We start from the raw sequence: 17,522 nt of genomic DNA, 5'->3' as shown, positions 1-17,522 counted from the left end.
GGCGCTTGCGCCAACCCTTTTATTTTTTACCGGACACTAGTGATTTCATAAGGGAATTACGCTAGTAGCGCTTGCAAAATACGGCCTTTTTAAGCATCCGACAATTTTAGGTTGTAATGTGTATGTTTTTCGGGGGAGATTTTTCGTTTGCATTTAAGAAGCAGTTCGGGTACACCCCAACGGAGTTGATTAATCAACGGATAGGTCGCTGATGATTTTAGGAAAACGTATAGGATGCGGCACGGCCACGTGGTTCTTGAAACGGGGCAAAAACCCTAAAGGCTGTACAACTGCTCCCTGACTGCTGCCAGACTGCTGCGGGTGACTTGGCTGTCCGCTTGCTTTGACTGTGCTGTCCGCCTGCTGTTCAAAGCAGCATGGTAGCAGGAAGATCGCAGTTAGGTACGCCGCAGGTACGTCCGTGATGCACAGCGTTCGGGGGGCAAGTGACAATGAAGGAACCACTCGTTGAAGCGATTCCTTCATTGATCCTGTAAACCGTCACTATCGTATCCAACTACATCGTATCGGTATCATTGGCTGGCGGTACCGGCTCCATATACATGGTGTCGCTGTCGCTTTGATGCGTTGTGTCGCTGTCATTTTGTTGGTTATTCCCGGTATTGTTACATGCTGTAAAGAACGTGACAACACCCAAAACAGTGAAAAGCATTTTAATCGTTTTCATTTCCTTAAATTTTAGTTAACGATGAGCTGTAAATTTGTTTATTGTATAATCAAACAACCAGCGGGGCATTTAGTTTTAAATTACATAGCGGGTTGCGATACCAATAAGCCGCTTTCACCATTCTTTCCAATAGAACCTCGGGGTACTCCGATGCGACCGACATTGGCGACCGACTGTTTATTTTTGAAGAAGTGACTTCCGTATTAAATGGCAGGAACATGATGGCTAAAGCAGGATAGTGCGGTATGGTTACTCAATTATTGTATCTATATTAGTGGTGTTATGAGCCAATACACCATCAAGAATTTAAGCTGCATTTTTTTAGTTCTATTTTTCCAAATCGGGGTGGTGATGGCACAAGAACGCCTAAGCGACAAGCCTATTGATTACCCGCGATTAAGCGCCGTCCCCACCGGAAAAGAAGTGCCGCAATCGCCCGATCCCCTAGTCCACTACCGATGGGATCATCCAACGGCCACCGATGGCTTGGAGACATACACGTTGCCGCCGGTTTCTATCACCGCGGATAGGCCCAATGCGGTTATTGTTCGTAATCATTCGGCATTAACCGTTACCGCTCCCTGTGATATCATGTTTGATTTCGGGCAGGTCAATGCCGCTTGGTTCGAATTCGATTCGCCGGGTTTTGATGGAGAAGTCGAGATGAGCATCAGCGAATTTAATGAGCCTGCGGTGTTCAACGCGGGATCTCAGCACCCTAAAAAGACAGCGACGCCTATAAAGCATGGTCAAACCTACAGGCTCGAGTTGAACAAAGAACTTTACGAAGGCGTTCGTTTTGGATGGATACATATCCGGTCGCTGAACGAGCCCATGGAAATTAGATCGCCCCGACTCGTATGCCAAATCAAGCCAACGAATTATAACGGTAGTTTCGAAACCAACGATACGCTGCTGACTCGGATATGGTACACCGGAGCATACACCGTAAAACTGAACTTGTTGAAAGATCACTTCGGTGCCATATTGATGGAACGGAGCGATAGGCACTCGTGGACCGGGGATGCCCATGCATCGCAGGCGGCCGCGATGGTCGCGTTCGGCAATTTTGACTTCGTAAAGGAAAATATCAGATATACTTCAGACCAATATAACGGGATTGCCAGCTATTCGTTATACTGGGTGTTGAGTTTAATCGATTATTATAACTATACCGGCGATAAAGCGCTTATGGAGGAGATGCTTGAAAACGCGTGTGCAAAGCTGGATACTGCCTACGGACACTATGGCGAAGACGTAAAACTGGCCTTCTATGGTTGGGACGAACGACTCGGTGCCGGGTTCGAACATCCGGAGATTCCGGAGACCCATAATGCTTATCACATGCTCTGCGTCCGTGCCTGGAAAGAATTCGCAGCCAGTATGAGACAGATGGGGAAGGACCGCCTTGCCGATAAATTTCAACGCTATGCAGACGAAAAAATCACCGCATTAACCAGTGATAAAGATTGGTGGCAACCCTTTGGGCTCCACGCTTCGGCAGATGCAGTAAATGCGCTGTTCGCATCAGGAAGCGAAGAACAGGCGATTTGGCACCATGCTTTCGCTGATCGGATGCAGCGACTTTCTTATTCACCTTTTAATCAATATTTCATATTACAAGCCATGGCTCAAATGCAACAGCATGCCGAGGCGATTACCACGGTGGATGACTGTTGGGGTGGCCAAATAAGGTATGGGGGCACCACGTTCTTTGAAGTTTTTAGGCCCTCATGGAACGATGTTTCCATGCCGAATGATGCACCCATTAACAATCAATGCGGGTATACGAGCCTTACACATCCCTGGAGCGCGGGTGTAACAAAATGGATGACCGAAGAAATCCTCGGCATCAAGCCCTTGACCCCGGGATTTGAGACCTTTACCGTTAAGCCTTTCCTTTCATCGCGGATTACCCGCGTAAAGGGCGATGTTCCCACACCGAAAGGTACGATTTCGTTTTCCATCGACGCAGAAACGGGGGTTATCCGGTTATCTGTTCCGGACGGAACGGTGGCCAACTTAGCCATTCCAAAAGCCGGACGGCGGATTAAAAACCTCCAGTTGAATAACGGCGCAGCCTTGCGTAGTGATGCTGAGGATGACGCGTTCATCTATTATGATAACTTGCCCGCCGGTAACTATCAAGGGCACGTATCTTACGTGGGTGGCTGGGAAGATCTTCCGGAAGAAGCGTTTCACTATGCCCTATCAACAATCAAGGAGGATGTGTCAACCGGCGGTGATTGGAAAGCAAAATACGGCACCCAAGGGCATCTGTTTTTCAATTATTACGACAATGCGGTGAATGATAGTTTGGTGCCCACGTTTGTTACCAGTATCGAACTAAACAAAGCGTTTCCCGTTAATTGGTCCGTTGACGGCAACGACCATCGGGGGCTAAAGGTGAAAGATAAGCGCCATCTGGGCGCCATTTATACGAACGACCCGCATGCGTGCATGCAGACCATGACCATCGATGTCAAGACCGAAGGTGAATTTTCTACCAACTTGTCGTTGTATTTCGTGGATTTTGACAAACAGGGCAGACGATCCGCGATAGAAATTTTCGATTTAGACACCAAAGAGCTGTTGATGCCCGTGTACATGGTGCGGGATTACAAGGAGGGAAAATATGTTACCTTCCCCATCGACCGGCCCGTGAGGATACGTATCAACCAAGTCCGAGGGGTAAACGCCGTTTGTAGCGCTTTGTTCTTCGATTAGCTCGGTTTCCCCTAAATCACCTACCACAATCACTTAGCACCTATTTGCTTTCACCGTATCATACTATCGAGAGCGATTTCGGTATCGAAAATTCGAGGCTGGTGTGTTTTGATTATCCGCAATAAGTTGGCCGGCTAATCGGGCCGCTGATCAAACATCCGTCCGACGGGATTGGGCGGTTTGTTACAAGTCAGGGTTGGTGGCGGCCTGAGGGTTCAAATAATATTGATTTACTACGTCGATAACATCGTAAATATCAAATGGCTTCTTTATATAGGCGTCGGCCCCACATAGCTCAGCAATTTCACCGATATTTTGAATGGCAGAGATAAGGATAACAGGTGTATGGGCAGTCTCCGCATTCGTTTTCAGTCCATTGCATAAATCACTTCCCCATCCCCAGTTGAGGTTCTCATCGAGCAAAATGAGCCCAATAGCAAACTGCTTTAATTTTTTGTCGAGCGACCTGCCACAATCGGTAATGACCTGATAATTTTCAAACTGCATAAATTCAGCCACCACTTCAAGCATATCACCATCGTCTTCTACGTATAAAATTTGTTTTTTCATCGGAATATAACGACTAACACCCCATGGCGCTCGGCCAAGTTAGTACAAACAAAATTGAAAAATGTTTTAATTGTTTTTAAATCACCAGTCCGAGGTGTACCGACGGCACCACGTCATAGTGCGCGTATAACGCTCCCGTTTGGAACGTAATTTTAAGCGTGTTATCGTTTTCGTTGTAGGCGACATGCTGAGTTGATTTATTAAACAAAAGAGGCGGGCGTATGTTGATTTTATATATGTTTAATTAGTAAATGGAGGAATTTATGGCTAGTAAAAATCAAAATGGTAAAATGCCAAACGAACATCTTCACGAATTATTTGTGGATGAACTGCGTGACATTCTAGGTGGAGAGCGGCAACTGTTGAAAGGGTTGAAAAAGATGACAAACGCGACCAAAAGCGAATCGCTGAAGACCGCGTTTGAGACGCATTATGCGGAAACCGAAGGGCACATCGACCGGCTGAAACAGGTGATGGAATCGCTAGGACTTTCCGCACGCGGAAAAAAATGTAAGGCGATGGAAGGATTGCTCGCAGAAGCCGACGAAATCATCGAAAGCTTCGAAGGCGACGAGTCGCTCGACGCCGCGTTGATTGCTGCCGCCCAGAAAGTGGAGCATTATGAAATTGCCTCTTACGGATGCCTGGTTACCTATGCAAAACTCATGGAGCACACCGATGCGAAGGAAATTCTGGGTACCACACTGAACGAGGAAAAGGAGACCGACGCGAAACTCACCGACATCGCGTTATCGGAAGCAAACGTGGCCGCCTAGTTTTGTGGTCGTATAGTACAAAAGGAAGCCCGGCAATTTAGCCGGGCTTCCTTTTTAGTTGCACCTCATTTTTGCGCGCTTGATGGATTTTTAATTTACTTTCGGCGAATACGGTTTTAGTTTTTTCTTCAGGTGCTGCCGTGCCACGTGGATACGGGTTTTTACCGTGCCAATCGGTATGTTGAAATGATCGGCAATCTCATGGTACTTATAACCTTCATAGTACATAGAGAATGGCGAATAGTACTCGTCTGACAGTTTGGATAACGCGTTCTCGATGTCGTCCATCACAAATTTCCCTTCCGCGCCATTACGTATCGAGCTCTTATATAAATCCGATGATGATATGGTGTCCGATTTAAGGATGATGGCATTAGTCTTCACCTTCCTCCGATAGTAGTTGATGAAGGTGTTTTTGAGAATGGTGTAAAGCCACGCTTGGAGATTGGTGCCTGTTTTGAATTTGTTGTAATACGAAAATGCTTTCAGCATCGTGTCTTGCACAAGATCGTGTGCATTTTCCTCATCGCGTGTGAAATACAGCGCATAGCTGTTTAACGAATTTACTTCTTGTACGACCTTGGTGTTGAACTCAATCTTATCCATAATCCATCTATTTTTTAATGATATATTACGCTACATCTAGTGCCGCCAGATCCGTGCCCTGCATTAGCAGGGCCGACTGGTCAAGTATATGATAAGAAAAGAAACCCGGAAGTTATCGATGTCTACAATCCTATCATTAAAGAACTCAAAGAAACAATAATGCAAGTAGCCGTTTTTTTCATAGTTGTCGTGTTATTGCGTCTTTACCGATGGACTGTTTGTTAGTATCTTAATCTTTTGTTAGTTGCTTCGCGATATAGCTAACAGGAAGTAGCTAAATTTTGTTTGAAAAAATTTGAAATAGTTTTCAAAACGTGTCTGTTTTTTGCAAACCCTGGTTCATATAAACGACTGAGGACGCTGGATATTACATTTCTTTTTCTGTTTCTCGTTCTTCTACATGTACCGCAAATTCGGCCGGGGCAATCCTTCGGCCGCGTGATTCGGAGTAAGCCCGGGTAAATGAAGCGCCTATATAAAGAATGGCCGCCGTGTAATACACCCAAAGTAACAGGATGATAATCGAGCCGGCAGCGCCGTAGGTAGATCCCTGGCCTGTGGTTTGGATATAGAAACCGATGAGCACACGGCCCAGCATGAACAGCAAGGCGGTAAAAAATGCACCTGCCCGGACGTCCTTCCATTTAATACGCACGTCGGGAAGGAATTTGAAAATAACGCCAAATAAAGCGCTGATGACCATGAAATTGATCATCGCATCAAGCGCAATGGATAGATAAACGGCCAGGTCGGAGAACAACCGCATTACATAATCCATAAATACCATGAGCAGTCCGTTGATGATCAACGAAACGATTAAGAGGAAACCCAGCGATAGAATGAGCGAGGATGAAAGGAGTCGGTCTTTGATCAATTTAACCCAACCGCGCTTGGGTTTTGGTTTGATTTCCCATATTTTGTTGATGGAATGCTGCATGTCGGCAAACACCGTTGTAGCGCCAACGAGGAGTGTGCCGATACCAATAACGAATGCAAGGGTATTGTCTTCCTGCACCCGTATGTTTTGCAACATGGTTTCAATCTGAGCCGCAGCGTTGTCGCCCACCAGTCCGTTGATTTCTTCGAAAACTTTTCCCTCGGCGGCTTCCTGGCCAAAGAAAATCGCAGCCAACGAAATGGTCAGTACCAACAATGGTGCTAGCGAGAAAATCGTGTAGTACGCTAGAGACGCGCTGAACTTGAGGCCCTTTACGTTCATGAAAATGGTGAATGTGTTTTTAAAGATGGTCACCCATCTGCTAATAAGACCTTTTGACTTCATCATAAGTTACCAGTTAACGCTCCCTGAAATATATCGCAAATACGGTCGATGCGGCGACAATACAGCCGGCACTAAGGATGATCAGCACAACACCCACCGTATGGTGGATATATAACCAAGCAAAACGGCTCAGTAGTCCCGCTGCCAATACCAGCGCAAAGGCTATCCAAAGTTTATTCCGGTCTTTCATATACTATTGCCAACAGTTAGCCGCCTCGTTTGTTGGTGTTTTTAAGTATCCAGCCACGTATTGGGCCTTCGATGAGCAAAAAATCAGCGAATTCGGCAACGACCGCACCGGTTTCGCCACTTGGTAGTTCGGCTATATGTGCAGACGACGTGTCGGGCCGCGCGTACAGTATGCGCGGTTGGCCGAGACGAATGGGGCGGATACCTGCCAAGGCCATTAGCTGCTTAACCGCCACGAAATGCTTCCTGCTATCGGGCAGTACAATCCGGTATCCATTGCGATATGCAGCCTCAACGATGGCAGGCGAATGGCCGGACACGTTGGTGCCAATTTGCGATGCGACGCGCAGTGTATCGCTGACCCGCGTGGTGTCTGCCACAATTTTGGGCGGGTTCGACTTTCCTGGTCGTACAAAGGGGAGTGGGTCGACTGCGCCTTGGGGGCCGTAAATACCAAAATGGAGATGGGGCGGTGTGGTGCGTGCATTTCCGGTATTGCCCATCAAACCAAGGGTATCACCCGTATTTACCAGTTGCCCCGGTGCCACCAGCTGACTGTCTAGGTGGGCATAGTATAGCGTTATCCGGCCGCTCGTTGGCCGTAGCCACACCACCTTTCCGCCCAGCCTATTGTCTCCTACACGGCTAACCATGCCATCGGCCGCAGCCACGACCGGTGTAAGTCGTGATGCAAAGATGTCGATCCCCTCATGCCTCCGGCGGCCGCCGTCTCTGGCATCGCCAAAGATGCTCCCAATGTGCTGCTTGGCGGCAGGTTCGACCGGATTAGTAAGCGACGGTTCAGCAGTGAGCCGTAAGTTGAAAGACAATTCGGCCAGCAATTCGGCTTGTATGCGGAGGAGATACTGGCCATCGCGGCGAACCTCCCAAGAGAGTACGGTATTGCCTGTATCTGCTGAGATAAGGTGCTTGGGGTTAGCAGACGTATCTTCGGGGATTTCGAAAAGATCGACGAATACCTGCGTGGGGACTGAACTTCGCACGGCAATGTTAGCCTCCAGTTGCTCACCTTGGCGAGCGTCGAAAGTATAGCCAATTGCGTGAGGTTGCACAGCGGCCAGGTATCCAGATTCTTGATGGGGAACGGTGATTGGTGTCGGATGGGTAAGGCCTCTTACTGCAGCTCGCTTCCACTGATGGTACAATGTGCTGTGCTCCAATCCGGCATTGCCAAGCTGTTCCAGGTAACGCTGGTGCGGGTACTGGCTTTTGAAAAGTGATCCCGTAAATTGATCACTGCAAGCCGTGAATGCTGCCACGATTGTAATGAAATATAGTAAACGATGAATGCGACTTTCCATACGCTTAGTTACAAGCAAGATGGCCGGTTTGTTTGTCGACACAACAATAGCGGCCTAAACTTATCGTTAGCTTACTCGCTTCGTATTGATGGCTTTTACCCATTCATGGTGTTTGCACCGCGGGCATCGGTGCCGGCCTGCCGCTAATCGCTCTAGCGTACCGCAAACCACACACGCGTATAGCCCCTCATCTTTGACGGTGTCCGTGTGTTTATCGTACGCGTGGGGCAGGATAGGTAAACCATATTTTACGTCTTCATTTGCATAGAAAAATACACTGAGGTTTCCACCCGTTTCCAGAATGGCCGCGCGTACCTGCCCCAAGTGTTCTACGCCCTTCTCGCGCAGTTCTGCAAAAAATTCCTCCTTGGAGAGGCTTTCTTTTTCGTCGTCTTTTATCGTCATTACGCTGTCCTCAACGATGTATACTGCTTTACCTTCAACCAGCTTTTCGAATCGCCTGCTTTTGGCTGCCAACCACGTAATCAAGCGGTATAGCGAAATCGCTGTAACGCATACCAACAAGGTAGCAAATAGCGCCACATCATCATAAAACATGGCATCGCCCGCTGCGGAACCTAATGTAAGAATGATGGCCAATTCAAATATCGATAATTGACGCACGCCGCGTTTGCCTGATAACCGGAGAATGGCCACGACGACCAAAAACATAAATACCGTACGGAAAAGGATTTCCAGGGCAAATGAGCCATCCAGGTCATGTAGAAAAATTCGATTCCAATCCAATGCGTTTGTTGTTAGTTGCGAAATAACTGTGTAACCATAAGGCCGTAAATGCCGCCGTCTAATATACCGATGCCTACCCTTCCAAAGGTGGGTCGGAGAATGTTTGCCCGATGCCCGGGCGAGTTCATCAACCCTTCGTGGGCAAGCGGTAGCGTTTGTGCAATCGCTAGGTTTTCACCAGCGGTGAGAAAAGTGATGTCGGCCTGGCGGATACGGTCAAACGGTGTATCACCATCAGGAGAGATGTGCGAAAAATAGCTTCTCGAAAACATATCTGCCGAATGCCGCCGCGCTACTTGCCGCAACTCCTCGTCTGCTCGCAGCGGCGAAAGATTGGCATTGCTCCGTTCGCTGTTAATCAGTCGGAGCATCTCGCTTTCCAATCCGGCACGAGGGATAGGCTCCGTTACCGAAAAGGGGAGGCGGACGCTCTCGGACGATCCCGGCGGAATGGTCATCCGGTTGATCGACCGATTTACGGTTTCCAGCGCCGGCGCAAACGGCCGCTCCACCCGCTCCAGTCCGCTGGTGAGCCGCTGGGCGACCTCGCTGTCGCGCGTGTACGACGTAACGGTGTTTGACAACGGTAACAATAATAACAGTGCGGCGGTAATGGCTGCATACAATACGCCGATAGCCAAACCCGGAATCGCACCAAACAGCTTATTTAGCCAGTGTTGGTGGAGTTTATAAGGTAGCGCCGCTAAAATCCGGTTTGTCAACAACGATAATACGACACTGATAAACAAAAATGTAAGTAAGAACGACAAAGGGATGGCCCATATGCTGGCTGTGGGGCCCGCTCCGAAAAGCTCCGCAATATGGTGATATAACAAGAACGTAAGCACAAGGCTACCTAACCAAGAAATCAGCCCGACTACCCCTGCTAAGAAACCATTGGATATGCCCCGCCATATCGCGAAAGCGATAATAAGGATGAGTATGATGTCAATTACATTCATATGGTTTTGATAATACAATCGTTCGCGTTGAATGTTTTGGAACAACCAGCCAACAATTGGGCACCACGTCTGTTAGCGTAAATAAGGCGCCGCAGATAAGAAAATGGTTTGTACAAGGCTTAAGAATAAATAGTATGGAAACATTCACAGCAAAACATGTAAACAAGGCATTAAATTATGAAGAAGCTCCGGTTTTTTCGGTATACATGCCAACCCACCGTACCCATCCCGACAATGCGAACGATGCACGGGTCTTTAGCAAGCTGATCGAACAGTTTGATCCGGTAAAGGATCAATACGCGGGAGACGAAGGGGTGCAGCGTATCTTTGAAAAGTTTGATGCCTTGGCTGTAGATTTTCAATTCTGGCAGCATACGAAAGACGGTCTGGCCGTATTTGCGACAAGGGATTCGTTCGATGTTTACCGATTGCCGAGGGCGGTTCAACCCCTTGCCATCGTCGCGGATACCGCACATATGAAGCCCTTGCTGAAATACCTCCAAACAAAAGACAGGTACCACCTTTTGGTGCTTACCACCAATACCGCGCAACTCTATGAAGGTGATCGTTACCAACTGGATGAGGTTAATCTTTCGGAATATGATGTGCCGGAGGCGATGATTGATGCGTTGGATCATGAAATGCGCGACTTACACGCCACACTTGCCGCTTACCGGACGGCAACCGGCGAGAAATGGGAGACCGCACAAAACCACGGATTAAAAAAGACGGACATTGACAACGATATTGAACAGTTTTTCAGGGCGGTCGACCGCGCGGTCATCGCCAGGTATTCCGTGCCGTCCGGCATTCCGCTGATTCTTGCTGCGCTGCCCGAACACCACCATCTGTTCCGGCGGGTAAGCCGTAACCAGCGTTTAGTGGAAAATGGCATAAAAGTCAACGCAACAGCATTGGATATACAGGAGCTTCGGAAGCTGGCGTGGGACGTATTTGAACCTGCGTATACAGGCCAGCTGGATGCAGTCATCGGTCAATACAGGCACGCGGCTTCCCAAGGATTGGGTACCGATCAAATCGGTGCCATCGTTACGGATGCCTACGATGGGAAAGTGGGTGCCCTGTTGCTCGAGGAAAATCGGATTATTCCCGGGCGAATCAACGATCGGACGGACGTTACCTTGGGTACACCGGAATCCGACCACCAAATAGACGACGTGTTGGACGATCTGGCTGAACTTGTGCTGGAGAAGCAAGGCGAAATCTGGGTTATCCCGAAAGAAAGGATGCCTGCAGCAACCGGCGCCGCTTCGATCAACAGGTTTTAGGTGGCTGTGCTGGCTATGCCGGGGAGGAAGTCTGCCGATCGGGGGCGGTTTGTATCGGGCCACCATGTACGGTTATTATGGGGTGGTAAAGCCTTTTTCGACCTACTTATTCGCCTTATTGAACGGGCACGAGAATGTATCCATTTGCAGGTTTATATCTATGAGTCTGACGCAACCGGTACGTTAGTCGCCGATGCGCTTATTGCGGCAGCCGAAAGAGGCGTTGCGGTGTATGTACTGGTAGATGGATATGGGTCACAGCGATTGCCCAAAGCATTTGTAACACGTCTTCGGAAAGGGGGCGTGCATTTCCGTGTTTTCGAACCCTTATTGCGGAGCAGGCATTTCTATTTCGGTAGGCGGCTGCATCGTAAAGTACTGGTCGTCGATGCGCGATACGCCGTAATCACGGGTGTGAACATCGGTAACAAATATAATGACCTACCCGGACAAGCAGCTTGGCTCGATGCGGCCGTCTGTATAGCGGGCGAGGTGGCAGCGAGCTTATGCAACGCGTGTTGGACAACGTGGAAAAATTTCCGATTTACCAGGCGCCTGCCGAAAGGCTGCCAGCCGGCAACTACCGATATCGATTTCGGGCAAACACACCGTTGCGCAGCACGTATGCGCCGCAATGACTGGGTGCGCCGTAAGTATGAGATTAGCCGTACCTATCGGGAAATTTTCCAAGATGCCGAAGAAGAGATCACCCTACTTTCCAGTTATTTCCTCCCTGGCCGTTCCGTCCAGAAAGATATCGAAGCTGCAGCCAAGCGGGGCGTACGTATCCGGGTAATTATCTGCAGCCGAATGGATGTACCCTTCGTTAAAAATGCAGAACGATACATGTATGATTGGCTATTACACCATGGTGTGGAAATCTATGAATACCGCGGAAGCATGCTCCACGGTAAGTTAGCTACCTGCGACCGGGAATGGATGACCGTAGGCTCATTTAACGTCAACGACCTGAGTGCCCGGGTGAGTATCGAACTTAATATCGACCTACAGAGTAAAGGAATGGTGCAGCAAGCCATCACGGAAATGGAGAAAATCATCGCGGACGATTGTGAACGAATAATGCGGGAGAACGTGAAGCTGAAGAGTACCGCGTGGGCCCGGCTCGTGAGGTGGTGGGCATTCCGGACCTTGCGCGTGTTGTTCTTCTTGGGTACCTTCTACATGCGGCAAGAAAAGCCTGTGTAGCGATGATCTAAAATTTTTGAAACAATAAATGATGATCGATTGTCAATAGCAAACACAGCCCGGTAGAACGGGCTAAACAAATAAGTAAATACTAAAAAGGAAACATTATGGAGCCAATGAAGAAAACAGCAGAAGTGTTAAATGACCTCATCAAGATTAACAACGACCGGATAGCGGGCTATGAAAAGGCGATTGCCGAACTGCCCGTTGCAGACGTGGACTTAAAGGCCCTTTTCAGCGGTTTGATTGAACAAAGCCAAATGCTGAAGGATGAATTGCAGCAACATATCAGTGCATGGGAAGATCGGGTCGATGACCAAACTACCGCGTCGGGCAAAATCTACCGGGCATGGATGGACGTTAAACAGACTTTTGCATTAGACGATCGCAAGTCCGTCTTGGAAAGCTGCGAATATGGTGAAGACGCCGCGCAAAATGCATATCGGCAGGCCGAAGAAGCGGACGATATATCTACAGCTGCCAAGGCACTCATCTCGAGTCAGAAGACCCAGTTGCGGGCATCCCACGATCAAATAAAGCAACTGCGCGATCGGGAGAAGATTGCAAACGATTAGCCTGGGCTAATCATCAACACCACGAATTATGGAAAACCTAAAAATAACTGTGGAATGCCTCCGGGATTTGGCGGCATTCCACAACGAACGGGTGGCCGGTTACCGCTCCATGATGGATAGCCTCGCCGGCGACGAAAAGCATTTAATAACCTTGTTTAATGCTTTTATTGCCCAAAGTAATGCGATGGGCGAAGAGTTGAAAAAGCTAGGGGCAGATTGGGGATCGAACGTCAGGGATCAATCGGAAGGTGATGGTAAGTACGGGCTCGCTTGGTCGGTGGTCAAAGCAGTATTTTCCAGCAGAATGCCTTGTTATCTATTGGATCGGTGCCGGTCGGGCGAGAATGCGCTGCTGATCGCCTACCACAGCATCGAAGGTACAGACGGGTTGGCCGAGCCGGTACGCCTGTTGATTAACCGGCAAAAGCGGGAGGTTATCGCGGCACGCGACTGGATTGCCCACTTTGAAGCGCCTCCGCAGCAGCCATTGCACGAGCAGCCGGTAGGCGCTGCGATCTAAATCGCTTATTCAATCGACCATCAAATTAATTTGTGCTATTGTGGCAAAACAATCGTAATTTCGTTGTCTTCCTACCTCTTTGTGTAGGAGGCATCTGAAATGAAGAAACCACAAACGATCGATGACCGCATCTACAAGGAATTGTTTTTGGCGTCGCCTGTCGCGAGTTATATATGTGATCACAACGGGGTTATCGTAGAATTTAACGCCGCGGCTGAATTACTGTGGGGCCGCAAGCCTTTAGCTGACGAAAAGTGGTCCGGTGCCGCGGCCGTGTATTATGCTGACGGACAGCCCATGGCGTTGGAAGATACCCCGATGGCGAGAGCGATACGTGAACAGAGAGATACATGCGGGCAAGAGTTAATTATTGCTCGCCCGAATGGTGCCAGACGGGTTGTACTGGCTTTTCCCAAGCCCATCCGAACCGAGGCAGGCCAGCTGCTTGGTGCACATAACACACTTGTTGATATCACCGAGTACACCCAGTACGAGGAAAAGCAGGCCATATTATCGGAAATTGTCCAATCGTCTGAAGACGCGATTGTAAGCAAAGACCTCAATGGAATCATCATGAGCTGGAACCACGGCGCCGAGCGGATTTTCGGGTATAGTGAAGCCGAAATCGTTGGTAAGTCGATAAACACATTGATTCCAGCCTATCTTCAACATGAAGAAAGTACCATCATCAGCGAGATAAAGGCCGGCAAGACGGTAGACCATTACCAAACCATCCGCACGACGAAGTCGGGACAAGAGATACCCATTTCGCTTACGATATCGCCCATGCGAAATAAAGCGGGGCACATCATCGGGGCTTCGAAAATCGCCCGTGACATTTCCGACAAAATCCGGCGGGAACAGACGATACTGTTCCATGAGAAAAAATTGGAAACGTTACATGCGATTGGTAAAATCATCACCGAGCAATTAGATACGCCCTCACTCATTCAAACCGTTATCAATTCAACTACCCATCTTGCCGCAGCCGATGTAGGCATTTGTTTTTACGGCATATCGGATGAGCAGGGGCGGTCGAAACTATCGGCGGCTGCAGCGACACTTGGGGGAGAGGTAGTGGTTGATTTCCCTGATACACAGGTCGAAGAGGGACTTATCCACACCATTTTTGTGGGCGAAAGCGCCATGAAGTTCGATGATATGGCAGCTACCCCACATATCCAAGCCTTATTTGAGCCCTGCCTAAGCCCGAATGCCCCTACCATTCGACATAGCTTGGCTATACCCGTCCGGTCGGCCGATAAGCTATTAATAGGGGCGATGTTTTTTGGTTATGCACAGATCGATGAATTCAATGCTGCCGATGAGGATATCATGCACAGCATCGCATCGTTGGTGGCGGTGACGCTGGATAATGCACGGCTGTTTGAAGAGGTAAACGCATTGAATCTGCGGAAAAATGAGTTTATCGCGCTGGCCAGCCATGAGTTAAAGACGCCGCTCACAACCACCAAAGGCTACCTTCAAATATTGGAACGGTCGGAGATCGATCAAGTCGGCCGACGGTTCCTCACCAAGGCACTTAAACAATTAGAACGGATCAATGCATTGATTGCCGAACTATTGGATATTTCGAAAATCGAAGCGGGTAAACTCAGTTTCCACTTTGAGAAGTTCGATATGAGCGAAATGATATTAGATGTCGTAGAGACCTTTCATTTCAGCAGCCAAACCCACACCGTTTTCGTGAATAATACCCATGGCGATTACCTGGTGGAGGCCGATCGGCAGCGCCTGGAGCAGGTAGTGATCAATTTAATTACCAATGCGATAAAATATTCGCCAGATGCACACCAAGTGCATGTGATGTTGCAATCTTCTCCCGGCGAAGTGACCGTGCAAGTTATGGATGAGGGGATGGGAATGACACCCGAGCAGCAGGAAAAGGTGTTTACCCGTTTCTACCAGGTTGAAGGGTCGTCGAAGATGACGGGACTGGGGCTTGGTTTATATTTAAGTAAAGAAATTGTAGAAAGGCACGGCGGCCATGTGGGCGTGAATAGTCAGGTTGGAAAAGGGTCTACTTTTTATTTTTCCGTTCCGCGCACGCCGCAACATTGATACGGCTGGCGGCCATTTATGCGGTGTGATGAGCAATAGCGTCTCCTATTCGGTTTACCGAATCGTCAGACAAATTTCCCCACAGCTGTACCCACTCGCCAGAAGTCTCGCGCCGCAGCTCACAAACTGATGAGCCATCTTGCAGATGGCATTGATAAACCGGAATCCCGTCCGTGGTGTGTGCTGGCCGGATAACCAGTCGCTTCGAAAGTGATCCTTCGGTGATCTCGATTTCAAATACGTCCTCTGATTTTTTCACTATGGGGTTTGTTCGTGAACGTGAATTAACTCAATACGCCCTGTTGCAATGCCATACGGATGACGGTGCCAATGTCTGGAGCCCCCGTCTTGTGGAGTAGATTTTCCCGATGTTTCAGTATGGTTCGCTTATTGGTGAACAATTGATAGGCAATCTCCTGGTTGGAATATCCCTCCAGAATAAGCTTCAGGATCTGTTCCTCGCGTGCCGAAAACTCTACGGCGGTTCCTTCTTTTTCCTTGTCTAGGGCAGCGATAGACTCGAGAACCTGGATGTACAATGCCGTACATATATAGGTGTTACCCGCTAATATGTGTTTGATGGCGAAAATAAGTTCGTCTTTGTTGGCCTCATTGATGATGTAGCCATCGGCGCCCGATTTCATTAAATCGAGAATATCCTCATTATGTTCTGTGCCCGACAACACCAATACCTTCACCAAAGGTGCAATTTCTTTTATCGCCGTAAGGAGTTGATGCTGCTCAGTTAAGAAAAGGTGGTCGACGATCAACAGGTTAACCGTGGGTTGTGCGGCGATCACGTTTACCATATCGGCTTGTTCAGAAACAATCTCCGCAAAAGTGAAATCGGGCTCTTGGTCCAAAAGTGCGATGATACCGTCACGGGTGAGCGATTGAGGAGAAGCCCAAATAATTTTTGCTGAATTTTCCATATGCTTGATTTTCTAGAATTTTAAAACCGTTTTACTTCGTTTGTTACCGTAGGGAATACGCCTCAACCGACCGAAAGGTTTTAGTTATTTTCAAATTCTCCCTTTCTGGCGACAAAGCGTCGGGTTTTTAGTACAGTAGCGAGCGGCAAAGTAAACGTTAGAAAACGAGCATCGGCAATTTACTGGATAGATATGGGGTTTATGCGCTGTGATTTTGGTTCGTTTGCGGTCGCCTCAACAGGATAACGGTCGCCGCAAGGATAAACGCTGCTTGGATGGCCGCATCCAGGAGATAGATCTGGTCGATTTCGCCACTCGTCACGTACATGATATCCATGATGAGAAAACTGAGCGAAACCGCATAGCCAAGCAATATGGGCAAAGGGCGCTTGCGTAGGCTGGTTACGATATACGTAAGTCCAATCGACGCGGATAGAAGGCCTACCATCTCTACGAGCCAGGTATCTTGCTTTGGGCCGGTAGCGGTGATGAAGCTGGCGATATTGAGCAAAGGCCACATTCCGGTTACGACAAAATAAATCCCCTGTATGAGAAATGCAGTGCCCAGTGCTTGGTTATGCGGTATGGTAGCCATGGAATCAGTAGCGATCTTGCTGATCGTGTCCGTGCGTTTTCACAATTTTATTGTACGTGCCCAACAACAGGAATGGTGCGGCCCATTGGCCCACGAAAAGCGCCATGTGTTTATGTCCCGAGCATTTAAGCGCCAATGAAACGCCCATGGCGGTCAACGCTGCACATAAGAATATTTTTGACGGCAATTTGGCTGTTTGGTCTTCGATTGCCTTGGTGGTGTTTCCTTCCCGGTGTTGTGGATTTTCATTCATAGCCATAAGGGTACTCCTTTCTATTTTCCGTAATCGGTTGCATAGACAGTGCCAAGGCCATAATGCGGGCCTGTAGATGAGCCGCTGCGCAAGCACCCTACCGCCGCGGGGCCAAATTGTGCGTTTTTCAGAACAATAAACCAACTAAAGCAAACAGGGTGTCCAAAATAGTTGATGCATGAGCTAGCAAATGATGTGAAA

The 17,522-nt window shown here is 48.6% G+C and carries 20 protein-coding genes; 7 read left to right on the top strand and 13 right to left on the bottom strand.

The window, feature by feature from the left end:
* Nucleotides 1–517: 517 nt before the first annotated feature.
* Nucleotides 518–688 carry a hypothetical protein gene (locus tag U9S71_RS18755; protein ID WP_326329268.1) on the bottom strand — a complete coding sequence of 57 codons (171 nt, stop codon included), beginning with the start codon at nt 686–688 and terminating at the stop codon, nt 518–520.
* A 351-nt stretch (nt 689–1,039) separates the two neighbouring features.
* Here U9S71_RS18755 and U9S71_RS18750 point away from each other — a divergent pair, with 351 nt between their 5' ends.
* Nucleotides 1,040–3,415 carry an alpha-L-rhamnosidase C-terminal domain-containing protein gene (locus U9S71_RS18750; protein WP_326329267.1) on the top strand — a complete coding sequence of 792 codons (2,376 nt, stop codon included), beginning with the start codon at nt 1,040–1,042 and terminating at the stop codon, nt 3,413–3,415.
* A gap of 183 nt (nt 3,416–3,598) precedes the next feature.
* Here the strand turns inward: U9S71_RS18750 and U9S71_RS18745 are convergent, their stop codons facing one another.
* Together U9S71_RS18745 and U9S71_RS21105 are read right to left on the bottom strand one after the other, a co-directional pair.
* Complete coding sequence (locus U9S71_RS18745) at nt 3,599–3,985, bottom strand: response regulator (protein WP_326329266.1); 387 nt, start codon at nt 3,983–3,985, stop codon at nt 3,599–3,601.
* A 76-nt stretch (nt 3,986–4,061) separates the two neighbouring features.
* Complete coding sequence (locus U9S71_RS21105) at nt 4,062–4,193, bottom strand: KTSC domain-containing protein (RefSeq protein ID WP_436410340.1); 132 nt, start codon at nt 4,191–4,193, stop codon at nt 4,062–4,064.
* An 82-nt stretch (nt 4,194–4,275) separates the two neighbouring features.
* Here U9S71_RS21105 and U9S71_RS18740 point away from each other — a divergent pair, with 82 nt between their 5' ends.
* Nucleotides 4,276–4,761, top strand: a complete 486-nt coding sequence (locus U9S71_RS18740) for a YciE/YciF ferroxidase family protein (RefSeq protein ID WP_326329265.1) — start codon at nt 4,276–4,278, stop codon at nt 4,759–4,761.
* Between the two features lie 90 nt (nt 4,762–4,851).
* Here the strand turns inward: U9S71_RS18740 and U9S71_RS18735 are convergent, their stop codons facing one another.
* From U9S71_RS18735 to U9S71_RS18710, 6 genes are all read right to left on the bottom strand, one after another.
* The gene (locus U9S71_RS18735; protein ID WP_326329263.1) at nt 4,852–5,367 is read right to left on the bottom strand and encodes an RNA polymerase sigma factor; all 516 of its coding nucleotides are present in this window, start codon (nt 5,365–5,367) and stop codon (nt 4,852–4,854) included.
* Nucleotides 5,368–5,734: 367 nt separating this feature from the next.
* The gene (locus tag U9S71_RS18730) at nt 5,735–6,652 is read right to left on the bottom strand and encodes a YihY/virulence factor BrkB family protein (protein ID WP_326329262.1); all 918 of its coding nucleotides are present in this window, start codon (nt 6,650–6,652) and stop codon (nt 5,735–5,737) included.
* 10 nt (nt 6,653–6,662) lie between these two features.
* Complete coding sequence (locus U9S71_RS18725; protein ID WP_326329261.1) at nt 6,663–6,839, bottom strand: hypothetical protein; 177 nt, start codon at nt 6,837–6,839, stop codon at nt 6,663–6,665.
* Between the two features lie 16 nt (nt 6,840–6,855).
* Nucleotides 6,856–8,118, bottom strand: a complete 1,263-nt coding sequence (locus U9S71_RS18720) for a M23 family metallopeptidase (protein WP_326329260.1) — start codon at nt 8,116–8,118, stop codon at nt 6,856–6,858.
* A gap of 108 nt (nt 8,119–8,226) precedes the next feature.
* Nucleotides 8,227–8,907: a DUF421 domain-containing protein gene (locus tag U9S71_RS18715; protein WP_326329259.1), complete on the bottom strand. Its 681-nt coding sequence runs from the start codon at nt 8,905–8,907 to the stop codon at nt 8,227–8,229.
* A gap of 11 nt (nt 8,908–8,918) precedes the next feature.
* The gene (locus U9S71_RS18710) at nt 8,919–9,869 is read right to left on the bottom strand and encodes a CvpA family protein (RefSeq protein WP_326329258.1); all 951 of its coding nucleotides are present in this window, start codon (nt 9,867–9,869) and stop codon (nt 8,919–8,921) included.
* A 134-nt stretch (nt 9,870–10,003) separates the two neighbouring features.
* Here U9S71_RS18710 and U9S71_RS18705 point away from each other — a divergent pair, with 134 nt between their 5' ends.
* The 5 genes from U9S71_RS18705 (at nt 10,004) to U9S71_RS18685 (ending at nt 15,541) form a co-directional block, all read left to right on the top strand.
* The gene (locus U9S71_RS18705) at nt 10,004–11,158 is read left to right on the top strand and encodes a baeRF3 domain-containing protein (protein ID WP_326329257.1); all 1,155 of its coding nucleotides are present in this window, start codon (nt 10,004–10,006) and stop codon (nt 11,156–11,158) included.
* Nucleotides 11,159–12,364 carry a phospholipase D-like domain-containing protein gene (locus tag U9S71_RS18700; protein WP_326329256.1) on the top strand — a complete coding sequence of 402 codons (1,206 nt, stop codon included), beginning with the start codon at nt 11,159–11,161 and terminating at the stop codon, nt 12,362–12,364. It begins immediately after the preceding gene.
* Between the two features lie 116 nt (nt 12,365–12,480).
* Nucleotides 12,481–12,939 (top strand): PA2169 family four-helix-bundle protein, encoded by a 459-nt coding sequence (locus tag U9S71_RS18695; RefSeq protein ID WP_326329255.1) that lies wholly within the window; start codon nt 12,481–12,483, stop codon nt 12,937–12,939.
* 28 nt (nt 12,940–12,967) lie between these two features.
* A complete protein-coding gene (locus U9S71_RS18690) occupies nt 12,968–13,459 on the top strand; it encodes a hypothetical protein (RefSeq protein ID WP_326329254.1) in 492 nt (163 codons plus the stop codon).
* A 99-nt stretch (nt 13,460–13,558) separates the two neighbouring features.
* The gene (locus U9S71_RS18685) at nt 13,559–15,541 is read left to right on the top strand and encodes a PAS domain S-box protein (RefSeq protein ID WP_326329252.1); all 1,983 of its coding nucleotides are present in this window, start codon (nt 13,559–13,561) and stop codon (nt 15,539–15,541) included.
* 16 nt (nt 15,542–15,557) lie between these two features.
* On the opposite strand, the gene U9S71_RS18680 is transcribed toward U9S71_RS18685, so the two are convergent.
* From U9S71_RS18680 to U9S71_RS18665, 4 genes are all read right to left on the bottom strand, one after another.
* Entirely contained in the window at nt 15,558–15,800 is a 243-nt protein-coding gene (locus U9S71_RS18680) for a hypothetical protein (RefSeq protein ID WP_326329251.1), read from the bottom strand.
* A gap of 25 nt (nt 15,801–15,825) precedes the next feature.
* A complete protein-coding gene (locus tag U9S71_RS18675) occupies nt 15,826–16,473 on the bottom strand; it encodes a response regulator transcription factor (RefSeq protein WP_326329250.1) in 648 nt (215 codons plus the stop codon).
* Between the two features lie 199 nt (nt 16,474–16,672).
* Nucleotides 16,673–17,068, bottom strand: a complete 396-nt coding sequence (locus U9S71_RS18670) for a hypothetical protein (protein WP_326329249.1) — start codon at nt 17,066–17,068, stop codon at nt 16,673–16,675.
* Between the two features lie 4 nt (nt 17,069–17,072).
* Nucleotides 17,073–17,321: a hypothetical protein gene (locus U9S71_RS18665; protein ID WP_326329248.1), complete on the bottom strand. Its 249-nt coding sequence runs from the start codon at nt 17,319–17,321 to the stop codon at nt 17,073–17,075.
* Nucleotides 17,322–17,522 lie beyond the last annotated feature (201 nt).

Source organism: Parapedobacter flavus, from assembly GCF_035818675.1.
Lineage (GTDB): Bacteria > Bacteroidota > Bacteroidia > Sphingobacteriales > Sphingobacteriaceae > Parapedobacter > Parapedobacter flavus.
The sequence above is the reverse complement of the archived record's forward strand: the minus strand, read 5'-3'. Positions and strand labels throughout refer to the sequence as shown.